The organism is Schaedlerella sp., from assembly GCF_056796775.1.
In genome coordinates this window covers 1-23062 of the sequence record NZ_JBQIKP010000012.1, presented here as the reverse complement: position 1 = coordinate 23062, position 23062 = coordinate 1, and the positions used below count along the sequence as shown (strand labels likewise).

Sequence of the window (23062 nt, the reverse complement as noted above, 5' to 3'; positions counted from 1 at the left end):
AAAGGGATCCGGTCCCATTATAAGACCGGACCCCTTCGTGAGTCTATTTCAGAATCAAATCTGACAAATTCAGTTTTCTCTGAAAGCCTGTCCTACAGTAATGTTCCAAAATGCTTGATTGTTCTTACCATCTGGCTTGTGTAAGAATTCTCATTGTCATACCATGAAACAACCTGTACTTCTGTTGTACCGTTGTCAAGCGGCATAGCCATTGTCTGAGTAGAATCAAACAGAGAACCAAATCTCATACCAACGATATCGCTGGATACGATCTCGTCTACATTGTAACCGAAGGACTCGTTAGAAGCAGCCTTCATAGCGTCGTTGATCTGATCAACGGTTACGGTGCCTTCTACTACTGCTGTCAGGATTGTTGTGGATCCGGTCGGAGTCGGGATACGCTGAGCAGCTCCGATCAGTTTTCCGTTCAGTTCCGGAATAACCAGTCCGATTGCCTTTGCAGCGCCTGTGCTGTTCGGAACGATATTCACTGCTGCCGCGCGGGATCTTCTCAGGTCGCCTTTTCTCTGCGGTCCGTCAAGTGTCATCTGGTCGCCTGTGTAAGCGTGGATGGTGCACATGATACCGGACTTGATCGGCGCAAGGTCATTCAGAGCCTTTGCCATCGGCGCAAGGCAGTTTGTTGTACAGGATGCCGCGGAGATGATCTGATCATCCTTTGTCAGCTTGTCATGGTTCACGTTGTAAACGATAGTCGGAAGGTCATTTCCAGCCGGAGCTGAGATGATCACATACTTCGCACCTGCATCAATATGAGCCTGTGCTTTTGCCTTGGATGTATAGAAGCCTGTACACTCCAGAACAACGTCTACGCCGATCTCTCCCCAGGGAAGCTCTGCCGCGCTTGCCTTCGCATAGATCTTAATCTCTTTGCCGTCAACTGTGATAGAATCTTCACCTGCAGTCACCTTATCTGCCAGTTCATACTTACCCTGTGTTGAATCATACTTCAACAGGTGAGCCAGCATCTTCGGGGATGTCAGATCGTTGATCGCTACGATCTCAAAACCTTCTGCTCCGAACATCTGTCTGAACGCAAGACGTCCGATACGTCCAAATCCATTAATCGCTACTTTTACTGCCATGATTAATTCCTCCTAAAAGTTTAAAATGTTAACTGTAACACAGTTATTATGGTGAACTCCCAACAAACCTAAATCAGGCGCAGTTTGTTAAAGATTCATCAACTAGAAATATTGTACTAAATGGGGAACAAAAATTCAAGTCCTAAATCTATTTTTCTGGAAGTTTGTGTAAATCTTATACCCTGCCCGTAAATCCTTTAGTTATTTTTTATAGCCGTGCGCTCTTACAGCTTCCGGAAAACCGGCTTTCTCTCCAAAAATTCCGTATAATACTCAAATCCGCATTCCCGCAGGACCTCGGCCGCCCTGCCGAACTCATAGGCAATGTGCTCCGGCTGATGCCCGTCCGCCCCCACGGTGATGATCTCCCCGCCCAGCTCCCGGTAGCGCCTGAGCACATCCGGATGGGGGTGGCAGAAGCCGAGCCCGTATTTCAGCCCCGCCGAATTCAGCTCGATTCCTTTCCCCATCTCAATGATCTGCTTCAGAACCTCATCCAGCCAGGGCGCAAATGCCGCATAAGAGTAATCCTTTGTCTTATAGGTCCCATACCGCACGATATAATCAATATGCCCCAGTACATCAAAAGTATCCGTATGCCGGATACTTTCCAGTGTCTCCTCGAACGCCAGACGGTAGAGCTCCCGGTCCGTCAGCTCCGAAAACAGTTCCCGGTAATATGGATCCTTTTTGTCCACCACGTGAATCGAGCCGATCACAAAATCAAAGGGATATGTTTCCGTGATCTCCCTGCAGAACGCGCCTGCGTGAGGCTGCAGTCCCAGCTCGATCCCGATGCGCAGCTCGATCCGCCCCGCATACTGCTCCCGCAGCTTGGTCAGTTTTTGAAAATACACATCCGCGTCAAACAGAAAGGCATCCTTCCCCAGCTCCTCGCTGAACGGATAATCCCAGTCCATATGGTCTGTGACGCAAATTGCTTTCAGTCCTTTTTCCAGCGCGCCCTCCACCATGGCTTCCGGCGCGGTGCTGCTATCCGTGGAAAAAGATGTGTGCATGTGACAGTCACTCGTAATCATACTATCGTCCCACCTCCCAAGATGTACTCTCCGTCATAGAACACCGCAGCCTGTCCCGGCGTCACGGCCCGCTGGGGCTCCTCAAAGGCGCAGGTCACCTCATCCTTCCCGGTCTTCTCAATGGTCCCCCAGACTCCTTTATGGTTATAACGTATTTTCACAAACACACGTCGGGGTTCCGTCAGGTCTTCTACGGACATAAAATTCACATCCGATACACACAGAGAGTCTGCCAGAGATTCCTCATGGGTTCCGATGACTACCTCCCGGGTCTCTGGCCGGATCTCCAGGACAAACGCCGGATACCCCAGGGCCAGCCCCAGGCCCTTGCGCTGCCCCACCGTATAATGGATGATCCCTTTGTGCTGTCCCAATACCCTGCCGTCAGAAGTCACAAAGTTTCCCTTCTGCAGTTGGGTTCCCGCGTTTCTTTCTATAAAAGAAGCGTAGTCCCCGTCCGGTACAAAGCAGATATCCTGGCTGTCCGGCTTTTGGGCCACAGGCAGTCCGATCTGCTCCGCCATCCTGCGGATCTCCTCCTTGGAAAATTCTCCCACCGGCATCAGCGTCCGTTTCAGCTGGTCCTGGGTCAGATTGTATAATGCATAGGTCTGATCCTTTACCGACGCTGCCGAGCGGCGGATGGAATACCGGCCGTTTGGCAGCCGTGCCACTCTGGCGTAATGCCCGGTAGCAATATAGTCCGCCCCGATGGACAGGCTCCTGGACAGCAGAGATTCCCATTTCACATATCGGTTGCAGGCGATACAGGGATTGGGGGTGCGCCCCCGGAGATATTCCTCTGTAAAATAGTCGATCACATGCTCCTGGAATTCCTTCCGGAAATTCATCACATAATAGGGAATGTCCAGGCGGGCCGCCACGCGCCGGGCATCCTCCACGGCGCTCAGGCCGCAGCACCCGCCGTTTTCCTCCTGGAATTCCCGCGCTTCTTCCTGCCAGATCTGCATGGTAACCCCGATCACCTCATAGCCCTGCCCCTTTAACAGACAGGCAGCTACGGAGGAATCCACTCCTCCGGACATCCCCACTACAACCCTGCTCATCAGTATTCCTCTTCTTCCTCTTCCTCGCCTTCATGGATATCCGACTTCGGCTTTTCCAGCCCTTCAATCTTGATGCCATGCTTTTGGGCATAATCCCAGAGGGCCGCATGGATCGCCTCCTCCGCCAGGAGGGAGCAGTGTACCTTCACCGGCGGCAGTCCGTCCAGTGCCTCCATCACCGCTTTGTTGGTGACCTCCATCGCCTCCTGCACGCTCTTTCCCTTCACCAGCTCCGTTGCCATACTGCTGGTGGCCACTGCCGCGCCGCAGCCAAAGGTCTTGAATTTGACGTCGCGGATGATCTGATCGTCATCAATATCCAGATAAATGCGCATGATATCTCCGCATTTCGCGTTTCCCACAGTACCTACGCCGCTTGCATTTTCAATTTCTCCAACATTCCTTGGATGCTGGAAATGATCCATTACTTTCTCTGTATACATAATCCTTCCTCCTGATTTTATTTGCCTGCCATTTCCTTATTGATAAAATCCTCATAAAGAGGAGACATGTTCCGCAGATCCTGAACAATCTCCTTTAATGCTTCCACCACGTAGTCCGCCTCTTCCTTCGTGATCTCCTCGCTCAGTGTCATACGCAGGGAGCCATGGGCGATCTCATGGGGAAGGCCGATGGCCAGGAGCACATGGGAGGGATCCAGGGATCCGGATGTGCAGGCCGAGCCGCTGGAAGCACAGATCCCTTTCATATCCAGTCTGATCAGCAGAGATTCCCCTTCCACAAAGCGAAAGCTGAAATTCACATTGTTGGGAAGTCTTTTTTCGCGGTCCCCGTTCAAACGGCAGTAGGGAATCTCCGACTCGATCCTGCGGATCAGGTAGTCCCGCATCTCCCGCTCTTTCCCGGTCCGCTCTTTCCTGGTCCGGGCCGCGCGCTCCGCCGCAGCGCCGATCCCCACGATGCCGGGAACATTTTCCGTTCCGGCGCGGCGCCTTCTCTCCTGCGCGCCTCCATGGATAAAGGAACGGATCTTCACGCCCCTGCGGATATACAAAAAGCCGATTCCCTTGGGACCGTTGAATTTATGTCCGCTTGCGCTGAGCATGTCAATATGCAGCTCATCCACGTTGATGGGAATCTGTCCGAATGCCTGCACCGCATCCGTATGGAACAGGATGCCGTGTTCCTGCGCGATCTGTCCGATCTTCCCGATCGGCTGGATGGTGCCGATCTCATTATTCGCAAACATAACGGAAATCAGGATCGTATCCTCCCGAATGGAAGCCCGAAGCTGTTCCAGATCCACCAGTCCGGCTTCGTCCACATCCAGATATGTCACCTCATAGCCCTTCTTTTCCAGGTATTCACAGGTATGCAGAATGGCATGATGCTCAATTTTGCTGGTAATGATATGCTTTCCTTTTGAGCCATAGGCTTCTGCCGTCGCGATCAGCGCCCAGTTGTCCGACTCGCTTCCCCCTGCTGTAAAATAAATTTCTTCACTCTTTGCCCCCAGGATCCCTGCGATCTGCTCCCGGCATCCGGTGATCACTTCTTTATTTGCCGCCGCAAATCCGTAGATGCTGGACGGATTGCCGTAATGCTCCGTAAAATAGGGAAGCATGGCCTCCACCACCTCCGGCGCCGTTTTCGTTGTAGCCGCATTATCCAGATAAATTAATTTTTCCATGTGTGTATTCCTCCTGAAATGTAATACGCCGTCTAATTCTTACAGATATTCCGATCCGGCGCGTCCTGGCAGCACCGCTTCCGGCTCTCCTCCACAAGCTGGTCCAGCTTGATCTCGTCCACCGTCCGGTTGATACTCTCATTGATCCTCTGCCAGACGTACTTTGTCACACAGCTGTCCGCAATCTGGCAGCCCTCCTCCGGGTTCAGCCCGGAGCACTCCACCGGATCCAGGCTCCCTTCCAGCGCCCGCAGGATATCCCCCACGGAGATGTCGGCCGCTTCCCGGGCAAGCACATAGCCGCCCCCCGCGCCCCGCAGACTTTTCACAAGCCCGCCCTTTTTCAGCATCGACATCAGCTGTTCCAGATAACGCTCTGAAATGTTCTGCCGGTCCGAAATGCTGGTAATGGACACCGGAGCTTCCCCGCTGTACCGCGCCAGATCGATCAATGCGCGCAGCCCGTATCTGCCTTTCGTTGATAATTTCAACCTTCTGCCCTCTACTTTCCAAATGCAGCAGCCCAAGCCAAAAGCCGGATCTGTGATCTTTTTGTTATGAACCGCTGCCTGATTCTGTAATTCCCAGTATTTCAATCCCTAGCGTTTTAATCCCTATGAAAATACTAGGATATCTTTCCGTAATGTAGAATAACACCAGTCTTATGTTCTGTCAAGCCAAATTTAAGAATATGCTATAAAAAAGTTACTATTCACAGTCGGATAAAAAATGGCAGTCGGATTCTTCAAGCGAAGCTTGTAAGAAGCCGATTAACAGTTTTTATCTGACTGGAATCAGTCGCTTCACCCACATAAGCAAAAAATCAAGACGCAAAGCATCGGCAGACGGCTTTGCCGACTGTTTTTGCGCATGTGAGTGAAATGACTGTGAATAGTAACTAAAAAACCGTTACGGTTCATGAAAAGGAGTTTTCTATGTCCAGAAAGCAAACCATCATCCGTGGGACCATCATTCTGACCATCACCGGTTTTTTGAGCCGGTTCATGGGATTCTTTTACCGCATTTTCTTAAGCCGCACCTTTGGCGAGGAAGGCGTAGGGCTGTACCAGCTCATTTTTCCGGTCTATGCACTCTGCTACTCCCTCACCACCGCCGGGATCGAGACAGCCATCTCCCGGACCGTAGCCCGCAAGGTCTCCTTGGGAAAGGAACGGGAAGCGCGGGAGTTCCTTCTGACCGGTCTTTCCCTTTCTTTTTTTCTGGCTTGTATCTGCATGGTGGCCATGCAGAAAAACACAGCATTCATCGCCGCCACGATCCTGGGCGATGAACGCTGCATCCCTCTGCTTACCATCTTATCATATACGGTCCCCTGTTCCGCCATACATAGCTGCATCTGCGGGTACTGCTACGGGCTCAAGCAGACCTCCATTCCGGCGGCTGCCCAGCTGGTGGAACAGACCACCCGCATAGCCGGAGTCTGGCTGCTGTACCGGCTTCTGATCCAGGACCAGGGAAATGCTCCCATCACAATCGCCGTCTGCGGGCTTGTGATCGGAGAATTTTTTTCCGCCCTCTACACCACCAGTATCCTGCCTGGCTTCCTGAAAGGCCGCAGCGTTCTCCGGGGGCCGCGCCGACACGCTTCTCCTGATCTTCCTACAAAACGGGCGTTTCCTTCCATGACCGCCGGAATCTTCTGTCGGAATCTGAAAGAGCTGCTTCCCCTTTCCGTCCCGCTGACCGCCAACCGGGTCCTGATCAATCTGCTGCAGAGCATTGAAGCCATCTCCATTCCCGGCCGCCTGCAGCGCTTTGGGCTGGGCACTTCTGAAGCCTTAAGCCTTTACGGTGTATTAAACGGAATGGCTCTGCCCTGCATTTTATTTCCATCCGCCGTCACCAGTTCCATTTCCATCATGCTGATGCCCACCGTGGCCGAGATCCAGGCCGCAGATGACCGCCATGAAATGCTGGATATCATCAAGAAGGTGACAGGCGCCTGCTTTACCCTGGGACTATTCTGCTGCCTCATCTTCCTGCTGTTCGGCTCCTGGGTCGGGGTCACCCTGTTCGGCAGCCGGACCGCCGGAAAATTCATTCTCACCCTGGCCTGGATCTGTCCTTTTCTTTACACCAACAGCGCCCTGTCCAGCATCATCAACGGGCTCGGAAAAACAAGCAGCACGCTGTTCATCAATACGTTCAGCCTTCTGATCCGGATCGCCGGGGTGTTCTATGCCATCCCCCGGTTCGGAATCCAGGGTTACCTCTGGGGCCTCCTTATCAGCCAGCTTGCGGCCACCCTGCTGTCCGTCTGGATCATCTGCCTCAACACAAGAAACATTAAAAAGTGTACGTCCTGAAACAGGCTCGCGCCGTCCGCGTAAGCCTCCCTCCCAGACGGCTCAGAAGTTCGTTTGTGATGGTCCCGCCCTGGTCTGCCAGATCCGGGGCCGCCGCCTCCAGACTGCCGTCCCAGCCGATGAACGTAGCCGTATCTCCCACGAAAATCCCATGTGCATCGGTAATGTCAACCATCAGCTGGTCCATGCAGATCCGGCCGATCACCGGCACTCTTTGTCCCCGGATCACCGCCTGAGTCCGGCCGCAGGAGAGATTCCGGGGCAGTCCGTCTCCGTAGCCCAGTGGAAGCACTGCGATCCGGCTGTCCCGTTCTGCTGTAAATGCCCTGCCATAGCCTACACTTTCGCCTGTTCGGATCTTTCGGATCAGAACCACTTTGGATTTCAGGGAAAGCACCGGCCACAGGTCCAATTCCAGCCTGGTCCGGTCGCCGGGAGCGCTCAATACCCCGTACAGGGCAATCCCGGCCCGCACATAGTCACAGGGAAGCTCCGGATAATTCAAAAACCCGTAGCTGCTCTGGATATGCACCTTCGGAATGGCAATGCCTCTTTCCTTCAGCTTTTCCAGCAGCCCATAAAAGCTTCCAATCTGCTGCTTCGTAAACCGGACATCCTCTGCTTCCAGACTGTCGGCCGCACAGAGATGGGTATAGATCCCGCAGACCTTCAGATGTTTCATGGAAAACACATGGGCGATCCTGTCCGCCTCTCCCTTGCCGAAGCCCAGGCGGTGCATCCCCGTATCCACCTTCACATGCACCTTCACAGCTTTATGCTGCTGGTTCAAAAGCCGGGCATAGGGATAATCGATGAGGGTCTGCGTCAGGTCATATCTGCAGAGCTCTTTCGCCCTTTCCGGATCCGTATACCCCAGGATCAGGATTTCCCCGGAAATACCGAAGCGGCGCAGCCGGATCCCTTCCTCAACAGAAGCCACCGCAAAGGCGTTCACCCCCATCCGGCTGACGCAGACTGCAGCCTCATACATGCCATGACCGTAGGCCTCCGCCTTCATCACCGCCATCAGCTCACACCCCGGCCGCATGGCATTTCTGAATTCGTTTACATTGTGCCGCAGGCAGTCTTGATCCAGTTCGATCCATGCGCGGTCCTTCCCCCGCATAGCGGAACACCTTCCTCCTCTTTTCTTTTTTCCATACAAGACGCCGCAGCATTCCGCGGCCAATATGCCGCATCCCACGGAAAGGGCGCTGACTGCCAGAAAATGTACCAGGCTGTTGTAGATCAGCAGGCTTTCCAGTCCGGTCAGCTTCGCCAGGAGCCGGACTCCGACGATCATCAGGGGGTGGATGATATAGATCAGAAGCGCCCAGGTCCGAATCCTTTCCTTTCGGCTCCCCTGCCGGAACAGAAGCAGACGAAACAGAAAATACATACAGGGCGGCAAAAACAGATACATACTGTCGTGACGCTGGATGCCAAGCTCGCGGAGCAGCAATCCTTCGCACGACATCAGCAGGAAGGAAACGCTCAGGCCTGCCCCGCAGATCCGTAGAGATAAGCTCTCCCCTCTGGCCGCTTCCTCCGCCGCCATTCCTCCCATCACCAAAAACACCGGCGCGAAGAAAATACCGTTTCTCGTATAGTCTGTGATCTCGAAGAGATTTTGATAAAATACCGAGAGTATCGGAAGTTTTTCTGCGATCCCGTAATAGCTGTCTCCCAACAGTCCCGCGGCATAAAGGCCCAGGGTGACGATCAGCGCTTTTTTGAACCCCAGCCTCCTTACCGCATACCATGCGATCCCTGCGCCGAGCATAGAGGCCGGAAGATACCAGAGATGATACATGGTCCCGTCGAAGACCAGATCCTTGATCAGCTCCGGCAGAAAATGCTTCCCGGAAAAGTATCCGTTGTACAGATTCAGAGGCAGATAGACCGCAATCGAAATTCCATAGAGGACTGCCGTTTTTTTGAGAAATGCCCATAGCCTCCCGGCATCACGGGCGTATTGAGAGATCAGGAAAAATCCCGATGCCATCAGAAAAAAAGGAACTGCCACGCGGGCTATGACCCGAGTCAGGAAAAAGTCGCCCGTTTCGCTGCAGGAGGCCAGAGGGGATGTGTGGATCGTGATCACCAGCAGCGCCGCCGCAAGCCTGAATTCATCAATTCCTGTATAAGCTGTTCTGTCATTCATAGTCTCTTCTCCATCTGCCTGTCGTGCCAGCCTGTATCGTAAACTCATAACTCTGCTGACATCGCCGGGTCACAATAAATCCGTCCACATTATTGCCGGATATCATGTAGAGCGAATCCTCGGGCAGTGTGATCGCGGTCGTGCCTGTTTGAAATGCTTCTGTATAAAACACTTCTGTCACCTGACTGCCCTTTGTCCACCGCAGCGGGCTTTTACAGGAGAATTGTTTGATCCATGCCATATATTCCTCCAGCGTCAGTCCGTATTCACTCATGATCTCGGAATGTGGATACCCCACATACCGGAAATGCCATGGCTCATGGCCGATTCCCGTGATCCCTTCCTTCCCCTTCGGGTAGCGCTCGATAAAGCCGTACGCCGGAGCAGTTCTTCGGAATCTGTCACAGATTCCCTCATAAGGAAATTCCGGACAGATAAAATCAATAACCTCCTGCTTTAAGCCCAGATCAATCGCCAAGCCGGTCTGATGTTCGCTGTGGTTGGGAACCGCCACATATTTTCGGGTGTATTCCTCTCCGTTCTCCCGCAGGGAGGATTGAAAAATCTCAGTCTGTTCCTCTGCGGAACGGTATCCGCTCACCGGGACGATGCTGTCCCGGCAATGGAGCTTGTCAAAGATCAGGTGGAGGATATACACCGCCTCACGCATCAAAAGGATGTCCGGATATTGTACGTTCACGGGCAGAAGCCTCTCCTCCCCGTTTTCCCGCAGAGGATGATCCGCATTGACCAGAAGCAGGCTTCCCTGATATATTTTTTCATCCGATAATTTCAGCTTCATCATAGGTACAGTCCCAGCAGCCTGTCCAAAAGTTCTCCGAAGTTCAGGCCGATTCCTTTCATCATATTTGGGTAACGGCTGTGGGAGGTGAATCCGGGAATGGTATTCACTTCGTTGAAAACGATCTCCCCTGCCGTATTTAAGAACATATCCACTCTGGCAAATCCGGAGCAGCCCAGCGCCCTGTAAATGGTTTTTGCCGTTTCCTGGATCCGCCTTTCCGTCTCTTCATCCACCCTGGCCGGCATATGGATTCTGGAGGTCTTTAGCGTATATTTTTCCGTATAGTCGAAAAATCCGTCTGCCAGTTCAATCTCGTCCACTCTTCCCACGAGCAGCTCCTCTGTTCCCAGCACCGCGCAGCCTACCTCAAAGCCATCGATATTTTCCTCGATCACAGCCTTGTCATCATGCTCCAGAGCAAGCCTGACCGCCGGTTCCAATTCTCTTTCCTTATAGATCTTTGAAATCCCGAAGGAGGATCCCGCCCTGGCCGGTTTGATAAAAAGAGGATACCTCAGGTTTTTCGTCTTTTTTCCCGGCTTTTCCATCTCCCACCGATCAACGGTCACCGAGCCTGGAACTGCGATCCCCGCTGCCTCTACAACCCGGTGAGCCAGATCCTTGTCCATGCAGACCGCAGAGGATAAGGTATCACAGCCTACAACCGGGATACCTGAGAGTTCAAACAGCCCCTGCACCGTTCCGTCCTCCCCGTTCTTTCCGTGAAGCACAGGAAATGCCAGGTCCAGACGGACCATCCGATTTCCCTCTGGCCGCAACTCAATCAAGGCGGATTTGGTCCGGTCCTGGGAAACTGCCGCAGGGATGAGATGATCCGCATCTTCATACCAGGTATCCTTTTGAATCCGTTCCAGGTCTCCCTCGTACCGATACCAGTCTCCCTGCCTGGTGATCCCGATCCGGATCACCTCATATTTTTCCAGATTCAGGTTCGCCAGCACCGAACACGCGGACTGCAGCGACACCTCATATTCTGTTGAGCATCCTCCAAAAATAACTGCGATTCTCTTCTTATCCATATTGATTCTCCTCCTGTAATGATTCCGTCAGTGCCAAAGCCCACATAAGAGAAAACTGCCATAAGCGCTGCACCGTCCGCAACCGCAAAGCGGCGGATTTTCTTAATGCTGAATGCTGTGCCTTCAATACAAAAACAGCAATCTTTGTTCTGACACAAGTATTGTATCAAATAAAGATTGCTGTTTTTTCTGTTTATTCTTAAGGTTTTCCTACTTTTCCATACGTAAATTCTTATGATTTTCTTAACAGGCAGAAACACCAAAACGGAGCTTCCATTTGCATCCTGTCAGTTTAGATATGGAACGCCTGCCCACTCCTCATACATTGGTATTCAGATTTTACCGCATGGAAGCGTCACTTCAAATTCAATCCTCTCGTCCTCGCTCCTGGCCATGATCGTCCCCTGGTGCAGCTCCACGATTTCCTTTGCAATGGCAAGTCCCAGACCGGCGCCGCCGCTTCGGGAACTCCGCGCGGAATCAAGCCGGTAGAACTGCTCGAAGATCCTCTCCAGCTTTTCCTTCGGGATCGTATTGCCCCGGTTTGAAAACCGGATCTTCATATCATCCCCTTCCCGTGCGGCGCCTATCCGGATCGTACCGCCCTCAAAGCTGTAGTTGACCGCATTTCTCAAAAGGTTGTCCAGGACGCGCTGCATCTGATCGACATCGCATCTCAGCGTCATATCCCGTTCCATCTCCAGGCTGCACGTCAGATTTTTCTCCGACAGCATGGGCTGAAATTCATAAGTCAGCTGTTCCAGAAGGCGGGTCAGGTTCACGCTGCTGTATTCCAATGTAATACTGGAAAGACTGAACCGAGTGATCTCAAAGAACTCATTGATCAGGTCCTCCAGGCGCTCCGCCTTTTCCAGGGAAATGGACAGATACTTTTCCCGCAGTTCCTCGGATATCTTCCTTTCATCCCTCAGAAGGGTCAGGTATCCGATCACAGAGGTCAGCGGCGTTTTCAGATCATGGGCCAGATAGACCACCAGATCATTTTTCCGCCGCTCCGCAACCGCCGCCTCTGACTTGCGCTGTTCCAGCGTGTGCCGGATATAATTGATCTTCCGCTCCGTCAGAGACAGCTCCGGAGACAGGATGACTTCCCCCGGATTTTCCTCGATCAGGGCGTCAATGCCCCGGTTGATCTCGTAAAAATATTTCGTAAAATTCCTTAAATAGATCCACATGCTGACCAGAAATACAGCAAACAGCCCCATGAGCCAAAACCATTCCAGGCGGTTCCTGAAGATCAGCTGATAGGCCTCCAGTGCCCGATCATAATCGTGGTAAATAAAACGGTTCAGAATCCCGACCATAAAGTTCGCAAACCGTCCAAACAAAAAAAGATCGCTGAAAATTAAAAGCAGAACCGCATCTGTTATCAAAAGCAGGATCGTGCGCAGAAACAGCGTAGTCCGCAGCTGCCTGTAGCGACCATCGTGTTGGTATCTTTCTTTTTTATTTTTTTGCCGCTTCCCTTTTTTCCTATTCAACCGTATACCCCACTCCCCACACTGTTTTAACAAATTTCGGATGTCTCGCAGGCTCCTTCAGTTTTTCCCGCAGCCTCCCGATATGTGCCATCACGGTATTGTTATTGTCAATATACTTTTCGCCCCAGACATTCTCAAACAGTTCCTCTGAGGAGATCACGCTCCCCCTGTGCTCGCACAGATACCAGAGAATGGAAAATTCCATGGGCGTCAATGCGATCTCTTTTCCGAAAAGCGTGCACTTGTGGGTATTTTTATTGATCGTCAGCCCCCGAATATCATATTCTTCCGTCAAATGAGCCGCTTCTTCCCCCGAATTGCCGCCATGGTTATACTGCACATACCGGCGGATCTGTGTCTTGACTCTCGCTACCACCTCCAGCGGATTAAAGGGCTTGGTAATATAGTCATCCGCCCCAATGGTCAGCCCCATGATCTTGTCCATATCCTCCCCGCGGGCCGTCAGCATGATGATGGGGTAAAAATGCTTCTCCCGGATTTTCTGGCAGATCCGGAATCCGTCAATATCCGGCAGCATCACGTCCAAGATCGCCAGATCAAACGGCACAGTCTCGACATATTTCAAAGCCTCGATCCCATTGTAGCATTTCCAGACCGTATATCCGTCATTCTGAAGGCAGACCTCGATCAGATCCGCAATCTCTTTCTCATCATCCACAATCAGAATCTTTCCGTCCATATCCGTTTCCTCTTTCTATACGATTCCCAAAAAGGCCTTCATCCATATCGGATTGACATACGCCTCCATAACCAGCCCCATCAATACCATCAGCGCTACAAACACGGTTTTCTGCTTATTCCACCGATTCCGGGGATACATCCAGCAATACCAGAGCACCACGATACAGGCAGGGATATAACACAGGAACTGGGGCAGGATCCCTACAACACACAGGATGATCCCTTTCACTCCCATCCCCACCACAGCCATGGTCAGCAGCATCCCGCTGGAAAAGCCCGTCCAAAGCAGGAAAGCCGCCGCTCCTAATTTTCTCAGCTTGGTAAAGGCCATGCCCGCAAGCAGCAGCGCTGGGAACAGGCGCACCCGTACCAGATAAAGCATATATTCCCCGGCAATGATCTCCACCGCCGCATACTGTCTCAGGAAATACGTGCTGAAAATGCCCGGCTCCGCAATATACTGCTTTACGATAAAGTTTACATATAAGATCCCCAGCAGAAACCCCGGCAAAAAAAAGGCCAGCATCTGCTTCTTTGAATGAAGTATCCTCACACCGTTTCCTCCCATCGTCCCGATGCTGTGATAATCCACAGCCTCATGGCCGCAGAGTATCGCTCGATACTTCATTATATGCCGGTCATAATTCCTCCATGCCTGTTATCTGTAACGTATTATGCCTGTTGAAATTAACCTGACAGTAAGGGGCTTGATGTCTGAAACCGCTGTTTCATCGGTCAGATGCCCCGCAGCAGGCGCAAGGCGCCGTAAATCGTAACCAAGTTCCTCTCAGTCGGTATATTTCGCCGCATATGCCAGCAGCGATGACACGGTCTTGCCGTCCTCGATCTCTCCGGAAAAGATCTTTTCTTTCAGTTCTTCGATCGAATAGGCTTTCAGATCAATGAACTCATCCTCGTCCAGATGCTGCTTGGAGGGAATCAGGTTCCTTGCCACATAAACCTCAATCCGTTCATTGCAGAATGCCACGGTCGTCCGGATCGTGATCAGCCATTCCAGATTTTCACAGCGGAATCCGGTCTCTTCTTCCAGTTCCCGGCCTGCGCATACGATCCCCGGTTCTTCCTCTGCATCCAGCGCTCCTGCCGGGATCTCCAACGTATACCGGTCCAGCGCGTTCCGGTATTGTCTGACCATCAGGATCTTCCCGTCCTCCGTTATCGGCACAACGGCCGCCGCCCCTTTATGCCTGATAAAATCCCACAGCGCCGTATGGGTTCCGTTGATCTCCATTGTATCCTGGTAAAAATCAAGGATCGTGCCTTGAAACTTCAATTCTCTTTTGATTCGTTTGATCTGTTCACTCATCACTGTCCTGCTCCTGTTTTCACTGTTGTCCGAAGGAATCTTCCGCCTGCGGCAGCCGCATGGCGACATCTGCTTTTTGCATTGCGGTTTGTCCTTCCCGACAGCCTTTTTTGCATACGATGTATTAAAGAAAAGCCCCTGTCTTTCGACAAGGGCTGTACTTTCATAAGCCGGTTTGATCACTGTTACTTCGCATAATCTGTTACCCGCGATTCGCGGATCACATTTACCTTAATCTGACCCGGATATTCCAATTCATATTCAATCTGCTTTGCAATATCCCTGGCCATAAGTACCATATCATCATCCGATACCTGCTCCGGAACTACCATAACTCGAATCTCTCTACCTGCCTGAATAGCAAAAGACTTATCCACACCCTTAAAATGATTGGTGATCTCTTCTAATTGTTTTAATCTGTTTGTGTATGTCTCGATGGTCTCTCTTCTGGCTCCCGGCCTTGCCGCTGAAATGGTATCAGCCGCCTGGATCACACACGCGATCAGGCTCTGCGGCTCTACGTCTCCATGGTGGGATTCCACCACATTGATCACGGTCGGGGATTCCTTATACTTCCTGCAGAGATCCACGCCAATCTGGATATGCGATCCCTCCACATCGTGGTCGATCGATTTCCCGATGTCATGTAAAAGACCTGCGCGCTTGGCCATGCGCACATCCAAACCGATCTCGCCTGCCAGCAGACCGGAAAGCTGTGCCACCTCAATGGAATGCCGCAATGCATTCTGCCCGTAGCTTGTACGGAACTTCATGCGTCCCAGCAGACGGATCAACTCCGGATGGATCCCCGGCACACCAACCTCTAAGGCTGCCGCTTCTCCTTCTTCCCGGATCATCACATCCACTTCCTTCTGCGCTTTCTCCACCATCTCCTCAATCCTTGCCGGATGGATACGCCCATCCACGATCAGACGTTCAAGGGCAATCCTTGCAACCTCTCTTCGGATCGGATCAAATCCGGATAATACAACAGCTTCCGGTGTGTCATCAATGATCAGTTCTACACCGGTCAGTGTCTCGAGGGTACGGATATTCCGCCCCTCCCTTCCGATGATCCTTCCTTTCATCTCATCGCTTGGAAGCTGTACAACGGAGATTGTGGTCTCGGCCACATGATCTACCGCGCATCTCTGGATCGCATTGACCACATACTCCCGGGCTCTCTTGTCCGCGTCTTCCTTGGCCTGCAGCTCCAGATCCCTGACCATCTTGGCTGTGTCATGCTTCACGTCATCTTCAACAGTTTTCAACAGATATTCTTTTGCTTGTTCGGAGGTAAGTCCTGAGATTCTTTCAAGTTCCTGTACTCTCTTTTGTTCGAGCTCTTCCACTTTGATCTCTCTCTGCTTCAGTTGCTCTTCCCGCGCTGTAAATTTTGCTTCGCGATGTTCCATTGCATCGGCACGTTTATCGACAGACTCTTCCTTCGCCAGCACACGCTTCTCATAGCGCTGCAATTCGTTCCGTCTCTCCTTCGTCTCCTTCTCAAGGTCATTCTTCGTCTTAATAGACTCTTCCTTGACCTCTAAAAGAGCTTCCTTCTTCGCTGCTTCAGCAGTTTTCACGGCATCGTCTATAATCTCTCTCGCCCTGGTCTCCGCATTCCCGATCTTCGAGTCTGCGTCATTCTTCAGCTTGGAGACTGTGGCAAAATATGTGACTATGCCTGCTATCAACGCGAGGGCTACAGCAATAACAATACACCATTGTATTGGCACAGGAGCACCTCCTTATTTAATTTTCATTGTACATTTAAAGCAATACAACAGTTAAATTTTATACTGTTTTCACAACTCTGTCAAGCATTCTCATCAGATTTTTGGTAAAGGTTTTGAATTTCCCTGTTGATATCCTCATACCGGAAGCCCTTCCGGGACAGATAACCGTACAATTTACGCACTTCTTCCCAAGATGCATGGGAAAAATCCATCCGTTTTTTCTCTATGATACGGCGGATGGCATCCCCTTCACCTTCCTCAGGATAGCAGGACGCAAATGCCTCCTCAATCTGCTCCTGAGGCACGCCCTTATTGCAGAGCAGGGCATAAATCTCCTTTTTGCTCTTCCTGTCTCTCCTGCTCTCGATAAAGTTCTCTGCATACCGCAGGTCATTGAGATAGCCGAAAGAACGGACATACGCGAGAGCTTCCTCCACGATATCCTCCGGGTAAAGCCCCTGTCTCAGCTTCTCCCGCAGACCCGATTCCGTCCGTGCCATATCCGTAAGAAGATGCATGGCACGCAGCTTGGCGCGCTTTAGGATCACGTCCTTTCGAATCTGCTGGTATGTCTCCTCCGGCAGCTCTTCGTCCACCCGGATCCCGAATCGTGACAATTCCTTTTTATATAACACAAAGGCGAACTCTCCGTCCAGCTCTACTTTGAGCTTCGCCTTTGTCAGTTCCTCTATTTTTGTTACGGTCATGGCCGAACCCCTATTCCTATCCTGCAAATTGACAAAAGACTACTCCTGTACGTCGCCTTCCTCCGCGGCGTCTTCTTTTGTGCCGGCTTTCGCCGCTGTCTTTTCCTCTGCCTTGGAGGCGCTTCCGGAAACAGTCTTTCCCTTTGCTTTATCTGCACCCTTTTCCTCGGATTTTCCCTTGGGCTTCAGCTTCAGTTCGTCGGTTCCGCCGCTCTTTTCATCCTCTTCCAGGCTGTAATGTTCCCGAACCTTCTTCTCGATCTTCTCCATGATCTCCGGATTAGCTTCCAGATAGGTCTTCGCATTCTCACGACCCTGGCCGATCTTGTTTCCCTCATAGGCATACCAGGATCCGCTCTTCTTGACCACGTCGATGCTCACCGCCAGATCCAGGACATCCCCGGATCGGGAGATTCCCTTTCCAAACATGATGTCAAATTCCGCCTCTTTGAACGGAGGCGCAATCTTATTCTTCACGATCTTGATCCGGGTACGGTTCCCGACCATCTCCCCGCTCTGCTTTAACGTCTCAATCTTGCGCACATCCATCCGAACGGATGCATAGAACTTCAAAGCGCGCCCGCCTGTGGTGGTCTCCGGATTCCCGAACATCACACCCACCTTCTCACGGAGCTGATTGATAAAGATCACCACGCAGTTGGACTTGCTGATCACCGGGGTCAGCTTCCGAAGCGCCTGGGACATCAGACGGGCCTGCAGTCCCACATGGCTGTCCCCCATATCCCCCTCAATCTCCTGGCGGGGCACCAGCGCCGCGACAGAGTCAATAACGATGATGTCAATGGCATTGGAACGGACCATCGTCTCCGCAATCTCCAGCGCCTGATCTCCACTGTCCGGCTGTGAGATGTAGAGCTCGTTGATATCCACGCCGATGTTCTTGGCATAGACCGGATCCAATGCGTGCTCCGCATCAATGAAGCCTGCGATCCCGCCTCTCTTCTGTACCTCTGCGATCATATGTAAGGTGACAGTCGTCTTACCGCTGGACTCCGGCCCGTAAACCTCAACCACACGCCCCTTGGGCACGCCCCCCAGCCCCAGCGCCAGGTCCAGGCTCAGGCACCCGGTGGGCACAGTCTCCACATTCACATGCGCGCTGGAATCCCCCAGCTTCATAACCGTTCCCTTTCCAAAATCCTTTTCCAGCTTCGCGATTGCCGCATCCAATGCTTTTTTCTTATCTTCAACTACATTTGCCATGATTTATTCTCCTTTTTTCGAACAATTGTTCGTCCTTTTTTTATCTTATTATATTTTCCTCAAAATGTCAACTATAAATCTCAGCTTTTTTCTCCATCTCCTCCGCAGCCTGTTGCTCTTTATTCCCATCGGGGATTCCGGCAGCAGTGTCCATATCTTCTCTGTATAAACGAAAACAAAGCACGCACAATTTCCCGTCCTGCACCCGGAATCCATTGTCGCACATCGTAATCCGCTTTCCGAAATCCGCATGCGCAGTGTCTTTTTTGTTTTTCTTCTCCATATACATCAGGGAGTTCTTAATGAATATCGGATGATATAAAGCTGATACCTGCCGTACGGAAAGAAATACCGTACAGAACTCCGCCGTTTTTTTACGGCTGTGTCTATCTTACCATACTCCCCGCCGATTCACAAGAAATTTTTTATCCATTTAACTCCATTATTATCAGACTATTCAAAGTTTATATCCATTTTTTCAGTCTTTTATTTTTTTCATATTTTTCCTTGCATTTCCATTCGTTCGGTATTATAATAGTTTTTGTGCAGATATAGTTCATTGGTAGAATGCTAGCTTCCCAAGCTGGAGAGGCGGGTTCGATTCCCGTTATCTGCTCTGTCAGACTGTCGGTTTTACTGGACTTCCATTATTTGTAAAATCAATAAACCAATAAAAAACCTATCAAGCCAATATTGATAGGTTTTTTATTGGTTTATTGATTTTCTGCAGATCCTTACAGGGAAAGATTCCTTGCTGTGAACACCCGGCCAGGGTAAAAACAGCGGCAAAGCAACCCAGCCCGGCACAATACATTTGCTGTACAGCACCGGGCCGATAAAATAAGGAGGTATAGAACCAGTGATATTTTTTCATCACCTTCCGTATATAATGAACTGTATGGAAATAACGGATACATCTTGACTCGTCTATTTTCCGCGGTTCCCAAGATATCTTCCGCTTAATTCGCTTCCAGCGACCGCTTCTTTGTGATCGTCACCTTCTCGTCATAGCATACAAAGATCGCATCCATTTTTTCCTTCTCCGGCTTCGGAGTGATCAGACTCACCACCGGCACCACGATCAGGCCTGCGACCATCGCAATTGCTCCGGCATTGATTGGGGAAGCGATGTATCCGATAAACATATTAGACACGGTAATCCCTACCCCGGAGACGAAGCTTGCCCATACTGCCGCTCTGCTCACGCTCTTCCAGTACAGCCCGTACAGAAACGGAGCCAGGAAAGCACCTGCCAGCGCCCCCCAGGAAATCCCCATAAGCTGGGCGATGAAGGTAGGTGGATTCAATGCGATCACTACAGATACCACGATAAAGAACACGATCAGGATCTGCATGGTCACCACCTGCTTCTTTTCACTCATATTTTTCATAACCCGGTCCTTGAGCAGATCCAGCGTCATGGTGGAGCTGGAAGTCAGCACCAGAGAGGACAGTGTGGACATGGATGCGGACAGCACCAGTACCACTACGATCCCGATCAGGATATCCGGCAGGGTGGACAGCATATAGGGAATGATGCTGTCATAGATCACTGCGCCCGTTTCTTCATTATAAAGAGAGGCATTGTCAAAAAGCCGTCCGAAACCGCCCAGAAAATAGCATCCGCCGGATACTACCACCGCAAACAAGGTGGAGATCACGGTTCCTGTATTGATAGCCTTTTCGTCCTTGATTGCATAAAATTTCCCGATCATCTGAGGCAGTCCCCAGGTTCCCAGAGAGGTCAATATAACAACTCCCAGCAGATTCAGCGGATCCGGCCCGAAAAAGGAGGTAAATGCTCCAGGCTGACCCTGGGTCACCGGAATATCGCTGGGAACCTGCGCCATTGTCTGGATGGCATTGAGGAAACCACCCTGTCCGCCTAAGACCGCGCCGATCACCGCCACAATTCCGGCCAGCATGATGATCCCCTGGATGAAATCATTGATGGCTGTTGCCATGTAGCCTCCCAGGATCACATAAACCGCGGTAAACACAGCCATCACGATCACACAGACCGTATACGGAATGTGAAACGCCATACCGAACAGGCGGGACAGTCCATTGTAAACAGAAGCCGTATACGGAATCAGGAAAATAAATACGATAACAGAGGCCGTCACTTTCAGAGCGTCGCTTCCGTACCTTTCTCCAAAAAAATCCGGCATGGTCTTGCATTTCAGATGCTGGGTCATGACCTTCGTCCTTCTTCCCAGCACAACCCACGCCAGAAGACTTCCGATCACTGCGTTGCCCAGCCCGATCCAGGTGGAAGCGATCCCGTATTTCCACCCGAACTGTCCGGCATACCCGACAAAAACCACCGCTGAAAAGTAGGAAGTTCCATATGCAAACGCCGTCAGCCAGGGACCTACGCTGCGCCCTCCCAGGACAAATCCGTCCACGCTGGTAGCATGCTTCCTGGAATACATGCCTACATAAACCATCACCGCAAAAAATACAACCAGTAAAATCAGTTTAATTGCCATATCCTCATCCTCATTTCCTTTTGATACTAGTACACTTTAAAGCGTTGCGCTTTAAAGTATTAAAGTGCCATGTCATAGTTTAACACGGAGTTTCCTCCGTGTCAACTTGTTATTTATAGAAATCCTGCATTTTCGGGCATTGTTCAACTATTTTATGTATTACCAGTGTATGATTCAGTTTGATGTAACAACATGAAATGTTGAACACATTGAACTAATTATTTACAAGTAATTAAAATGATGTTATAATCATATATGTAAAAGGAGTGACCGCCCACAAAGTGGTTAACCTCCCGGATTATCGTTACAATAAACCTACCCAGGCGGCCAAGCACAAGGTAGGTTTATTTATTTTTGCTTGTTGTTCCTATTATCTATATAGGCAAGCAGCGCAAGCAGAAATGAACCGCCTAAGAATAACAGGCTTAAGACTTCATATGTATCCATTTGCACCACCTCCCCTCTTTTTCAAGTGTAGGGAGGCTTTCCACCTTGTAACACGATCACTCTGTAATAGATTCTACCATATCTATTTACTCCTGACAACTCATATAACGCCCACATGAGAATAAAAAAAGCAATAGCAAGGATTCCTCCGGCTACTGCTCTTATTTGGCTATATGGTTGATTCTGCTTTCTTCCCATGCAGGAAGCTGTAGTATTTCTTATCGAACTCCGCAAGCGCTTTTTTATGTGCGTCAAATACATCTGCCTTTGTTCCTGAAGCTGCCCTATTTTAATTTTTATTGTCTGCAATTCTGACAAATGCTGTTTTGCATTCATACCGCTACTCCCTTCCAAGTCGATTAAGTCTGTTACTTGCACATCCAGAGCCTTGGCGATCTTGCCGATTGTTACCGGCTTCACCTTTTTACCAGTGAGCGCATTCATTGTCGTTGCTTTTGATAATCCTGACTTCCCTACTAATTCCTTAGTTGTCATGCAGGCCGTGGCCAGAGCAATCTGTAATTTCTGTTTGTTAATCTTCATCTCTTCACCTTCCTTTTCCTGCTGCAAGAGAGCATCATCTAAAGTATCCAGAAGAGCGATAGCCTCTTCAAACCTGTATTCAGATATCAGCCTGACTGCTTCCTCTTCAACCTGCGTCCTGTGGTCAAGTTCTTCCTGCATCCTTCTGATCTCTTCAATCTTCCTGTCTATCTTCTTCATAGGTTCTCTCTCCCTTCCAATACTTCCACACGCCCGGCAGCGTAAGGAAAGGGGATCGTTATTTATGAAATTACCAAACAGTTTTGGCTCTGTCCATAAATTGCCGGGTAACCAGCGCAATCCGTGGAGAGCGCGAAAAACAAATGGCTGGGTTTGGGATCCAGAGAGCGGAATCTGTAAACAGCAGTACATCACTATCGGATATTATCCAACGCAAAAGGAGGCGCTGCAGGCACTGGCGGAATATAATGCTAACCCTTATGATCTCTCTGCCAGCACAATTACATTTGAGGAAGTCTATGCGAAGTGGTCAGAAGAACATTTTAAAACACTTGGAGCCTCAACCATACGTGGGTGGAAAAGCGCATTCAGTTACTGCAAGCCTCTATACCAGATGCATATGAAAGATATTCGGGTTAATCATCTGGAGCAGACAATCAAAAATGCCGATGTTGGAGATAACACAAAACGGCGAATGAAAAGTCTGTTCAATCTGATTTACAAATATTCCATGAAACATGAGATTGTAGATAAAAATTACGCGCAGCTCTGCGATAGTGTCAAAGAGCCAGAACCAGAAATTATCCGGATTCCATTTTCTGATCTGGAAATCCAAAAACTATGGGACAATATCCAAGTACCTTTCGCAGATATGGTATTGATCGGGATATACACAGGATTCCGACCCCAGGAATTATCCATACTTCAAATAGATGATATTGATCTGGATTTGTGGACAATCACTGGCGGTCTGAAAACCGATGCAGGAAAGAACAGGATTGTTCCCATTCATCCACGGATCAGGGAGCTTGTACAGCAAAACTATGACCGGGCCGGAAAAATGAACAGCAATTACCTTTTTAATTATGGAAGGTACTCCAGAAGGTTCAGCAAAATACCTGAAAGTCGAGCAATAGACACTAAAAATTTTCCACTTGTATGGTTGAACTGTTGTTCGAGAAACGGAAGTCGGGGATACCCTTCCTACGCACTGGAATA

22 protein-coding genes and 1 tRNA gene are annotated in these 23062 nt (G+C 50.5%); 3 read left to right on the top strand and 20 right to left on the bottom strand.

What is annotated here, in order from left to right:
- Positions 1-92: 92 nt before the first annotated feature.
- The 6 genes from gap to ACTOY7_RS07890 all read right to left on the bottom strand — a co-directional run bounded on the left by gap (position 93) and on the right by ACTOY7_RS07890 (position 5355).
- Positions 93-1106 (bottom strand): type I glyceraldehyde-3-phosphate dehydrogenase, encoded by a 1014-nt coding sequence (gene gap / locus ACTOY7_RS07915; protein WP_160280691.1) that lies wholly within the window; start codon positions 1104-1106, stop codon positions 93-95.
- 224 nt (positions 1107-1330) lie between these two features.
- Positions 1331-2146, bottom strand: a complete 816-nt coding sequence (locus tag ACTOY7_RS07910; protein WP_300886172.1) for a histidinol-phosphatase HisJ family protein — start codon at positions 2144-2146, stop codon at positions 1331-1333.
- Positions 2143-3213 (bottom strand): tRNA 2-thiouridine(34) synthase MnmA, encoded by a 1071-nt coding sequence (gene mnmA, locus ACTOY7_RS07905; protein WP_482670455.1) that lies wholly within the window; start codon positions 3211-3213, stop codon positions 2143-2145. The genes ACTOY7_RS07910 and mnmA overlap by 4 nt, the downstream gene beginning before the upstream one ends.
- Positions 3213-3656, bottom strand: a complete 444-nt coding sequence (nifU, locus tag ACTOY7_RS07900) for a Fe-S cluster assembly scaffold protein NifU (protein WP_160280694.1) — start codon at positions 3654-3656, stop codon at positions 3213-3215. Before nifU ends, mnmA begins: the two co-directional genes overlap by 1 nt.
- Before the next feature lie 17 nt (positions 3657-3673).
- Positions 3674-4864, bottom strand: a complete 1191-nt coding sequence (gene nifS / locus ACTOY7_RS07895; RefSeq protein WP_160280695.1) for a cysteine desulfurase NifS — start codon at positions 4862-4864, stop codon at positions 3674-3676.
- A 32-nt stretch (positions 4865-4896) separates the two neighbouring features.
- A complete protein-coding gene (locus tag ACTOY7_RS07890) occupies positions 4897-5355 on the bottom strand; it encodes an RrF2 family transcriptional regulator (RefSeq protein WP_160280696.1) in 459 nt (152 codons plus the stop codon).
- A 444-nt stretch (positions 5356-5799) separates the two neighbouring features.
- On the opposite strand from ACTOY7_RS07890, the gene ACTOY7_RS07885 reads away from it, so the two are divergent.
- Entirely contained in the window at positions 5800-7191 is a 1392-nt protein-coding gene (locus ACTOY7_RS07885) for a polysaccharide biosynthesis protein (RefSeq protein ID WP_482670456.1), read from the top strand.
- Here ACTOY7_RS07885 and vanT read toward each other — a convergent pair.
- The 11 genes from vanT to ACTOY7_RS07830 all read right to left on the bottom strand — a co-directional run bounded on the left by vanT (position 7172) and on the right by ACTOY7_RS07830 (position 18690).
- Positions 7172-9355: a serine racemase VanT catalytic subunit gene (gene vanT, locus ACTOY7_RS07880; protein ID WP_482670457.1), complete on the bottom strand. Its 2184-nt coding sequence runs from the start codon at positions 9353-9355 to the stop codon at positions 7172-7174. The two genes, ACTOY7_RS07885 and vanT, sit on opposite strands and share 20 nt — an antisense overlap.
- Positions 9348-10160, bottom strand: a complete 813-nt coding sequence (locus ACTOY7_RS07875) for a M15 family metallopeptidase (protein WP_305181908.1) — start codon at positions 10158-10160, stop codon at positions 9348-9350. Before ACTOY7_RS07875 ends, vanT begins: the two co-directional genes overlap by 8 nt.
- Positions 10157-11200, bottom strand: coding sequence for a D-alanine--D-serine ligase VanG (gene vanG / locus ACTOY7_RS07870; protein WP_300884943.1), 1044 nt, complete (start codon positions 11198-11200; stop codon positions 10157-10159). Before vanG ends, ACTOY7_RS07875 begins: the two co-directional genes overlap by 4 nt.
- 332 nt (positions 11201-11532) lie before the next feature.
- Positions 11533-12702 carry a vancomycin resistance histidine kinase VanS gene (vanS, locus tag ACTOY7_RS07865; RefSeq protein WP_482670458.1) on the bottom strand — a complete coding sequence of 390 codons (1170 nt, stop codon included), beginning with the start codon at positions 12700-12702 and terminating at the stop codon, positions 11533-11535.
- Positions 12695-13402 (bottom strand): VanR-ABDEGLN family response regulator transcription factor, encoded by a 708-nt coding sequence (vanR, locus tag ACTOY7_RS07860; protein ID WP_160280701.1) that lies wholly within the window; start codon positions 13400-13402, stop codon positions 12695-12697. The genes vanS and vanR overlap by 8 nt, the downstream gene beginning before the upstream one ends.
- Positions 13403-13417: 15 nt before the next feature.
- Positions 13418-14032: a stage II sporulation protein M gene (locus ACTOY7_RS07855; RefSeq protein ID WP_300884941.1), complete on the bottom strand. Its 615-nt coding sequence runs from the start codon at positions 14030-14032 to the stop codon at positions 13418-13420.
- Between the two features lie 159 nt (positions 14033-14191).
- Entirely contained in the window at positions 14192-14731 is a 540-nt protein-coding gene (locus tag ACTOY7_RS07850) for an NUDIX hydrolase (RefSeq protein ID WP_160280702.1), read from the bottom strand.
- Between the two features lie 185 nt (positions 14732-14916).
- Positions 14917-16464 carry a ribonuclease Y gene (gene rny / locus ACTOY7_RS07845; protein ID WP_394683336.1) on the bottom strand — a complete coding sequence of 516 codons (1548 nt, stop codon included), beginning with the start codon at positions 16462-16464 and terminating at the stop codon, positions 14917-14919.
- Positions 16465-16550: 86 nt separating this feature from the next.
- A complete protein-coding gene (locus ACTOY7_RS07840) occupies positions 16551-17177 on the bottom strand; it encodes a regulatory protein RecX (RefSeq protein ID WP_482670459.1) in 627 nt (208 codons plus the stop codon).
- 39 nt (positions 17178-17216) lie between these two features.
- Complete coding sequence (recA, locus tag ACTOY7_RS07835; protein ID WP_482670460.1) at positions 17217-18401, bottom strand: recombinase RecA; 1185 nt, start codon at positions 18399-18401, stop codon at positions 17217-17219.
- 67 nt (positions 18402-18468) lie between these two features.
- Entirely contained in the window at positions 18469-18690 is a 222-nt protein-coding gene (locus ACTOY7_RS07830) for a hypothetical protein (protein WP_482670461.1), read from the bottom strand.
- Between the two features lie 256 nt (positions 18691-18946).
- Between ACTOY7_RS07830 and ACTOY7_RS07825 the strand changes: the two genes are divergently transcribed.
- Positions 18947-19017: transfer RNA gene (locus tag ACTOY7_RS07825), tRNA-Gly, on the top strand.
- A 343-nt stretch (positions 19018-19360) separates the two neighbouring features.
- Here ACTOY7_RS07825 and ACTOY7_RS07820 read toward each other — a convergent pair.
- From ACTOY7_RS07820 to ACTOY7_RS07810, 3 genes are all read right to left on the bottom strand, one after another.
- Positions 19361-20893, bottom strand: coding sequence for a sodium:solute symporter family protein (locus ACTOY7_RS07820; protein WP_160280707.1), 1533 nt, complete (start codon positions 20891-20893; stop codon positions 19361-19363).
- A gap of 348 nt (positions 20894-21241) precedes the next feature.
- A complete protein-coding gene (locus tag ACTOY7_RS07815) occupies positions 21242-21340 on the bottom strand; it encodes a putative holin-like toxin (protein WP_482670462.1) in 99 nt (32 codons plus the stop codon).
- 21 nt (positions 21341-21361) lie between these two features.
- Complete coding sequence (locus tag ACTOY7_RS07810) at positions 21362-22063, bottom strand: helix-turn-helix domain-containing protein (RefSeq protein WP_482670463.1); 702 nt, start codon at positions 22061-22063, stop codon at positions 21362-21364.
- A gap of 64 nt (positions 22064-22127) precedes the next feature.
- On the opposite strand from ACTOY7_RS07810, the gene ACTOY7_RS07805 reads away from it, so the two are divergent.
- The coding region (locus ACTOY7_RS07805; RefSeq protein WP_482670464.1) for a tyrosine-type recombinase/integrase at positions 22128-23062 on the top strand (935 nt) is incomplete at its 3' end.

Excerpts from the sequence above, each read along its gene's own strand:
- gap (WP_160280691.1), bottom strand. The coding sequence starts at position 1,106 with ATGGCAGTAAAAGTAGCGATTAATGGATTTGGACGTATCGGACGTCTT.
- ACTOY7_RS07910 (WP_300886172.1), bottom strand. The coding sequence starts at position 2,146 with ATGATTACGAGTGACTGTCACATGCACACATCTTTTTCCACGGATAGC.
- mnmA (WP_482670455.1), bottom strand. The coding sequence starts at position 3,213 with ATGAGCAGGGTTGTAGTGGGGATGTCCGGAGGAGTGGATTCCTCCGTA.
- nifU (WP_160280694.1), bottom strand. The coding sequence starts at position 3,656 with ATGTATACAGAGAAAGTAATGGATCATTTCCAGCATCCAAGGAATGTT.
- nifS (WP_160280695.1), bottom strand. The coding sequence starts at position 4,864 with ATGGAAAAATTAATTTATCTGGATAATGCGGCTACAACGAAAACGGCG.
- ACTOY7_RS07885 (WP_482670456.1), top strand. The coding sequence starts at position 5,800 with ATGTCCAGAAAGCAAACCATCATCCGTGGGACCATCATTCTGACCATC.
- vanT (WP_482670457.1), bottom strand. The coding sequence starts at position 9,355 with ATGAATGACAGAACAGCTTATACAGGAATTGATGAATTCAGGCTTGCG.
- ACTOY7_RS07875 (WP_305181908.1), bottom strand. The coding sequence starts at position 10,160 with ATGATGAAGCTGAAATTATCGGATGAAAAAATATATCAGGGAAGCCTG.
- vanG (WP_300884943.1), bottom strand. The coding sequence starts at position 11,200 with ATGGATAAGAAGAGAATCGCAGTTATTTTTGGAGGATGCTCAACAGAA.
- vanR (WP_160280701.1), bottom strand. The coding sequence starts at position 13,402 with ATGGACGGAAAGATTCTGATTGTGGATGATGAGAAAGAGATTGCGGAT.
- ACTOY7_RS07855 (WP_300884941.1), bottom strand. The coding sequence starts at position 14,032 with ATGAAGTATCGAGCGATACTCTGCGGCCATGAGGCTGTGGATTATCAC.
- ACTOY7_RS07850 (WP_160280702.1), bottom strand. The coding sequence starts at position 14,731 with ATGAGTGAACAGATCAAACGAATCAAAAGAGAATTGAAGTTTCAAGGC.
- ACTOY7_RS07840 (WP_482670459.1), bottom strand. The coding sequence starts at position 17,177 with ATGACCGTAACAAAAATAGAGGAACTGACAAAGGCGAAGCTCAAAGTA.
- recA (WP_482670460.1), bottom strand. The coding sequence starts at position 18,401 with ATGGCAAATGTAGTTGAAGATAAGAAAAAAGCATTGGATGCGGCAATC.
- ACTOY7_RS07830 (WP_482670461.1), bottom strand. The coding sequence starts at position 18,690 with ATGTATATGGAGAAGAAAAACAAAAAAGACACTGCGCATGCGGATTTC.
- ACTOY7_RS07820 (WP_160280707.1), bottom strand. The coding sequence starts at position 20,893 with ATGGCAATTAAACTGATTTTACTGGTTGTATTTTTTGCGGTGATGGTT.
- ACTOY7_RS07815 (WP_482670462.1), bottom strand. The coding sequence starts at position 21,340 with ATGGATACATATGAAGTCTTAAGCCTGTTATTCTTAGGCGGTTCATTT.
- ACTOY7_RS07810 (WP_482670463.1), bottom strand. The coding sequence starts at position 22,063 with ATGAAGAAGATAGACAGGAAGATTGAAGAGATCAGAAGGATGCAGGAA.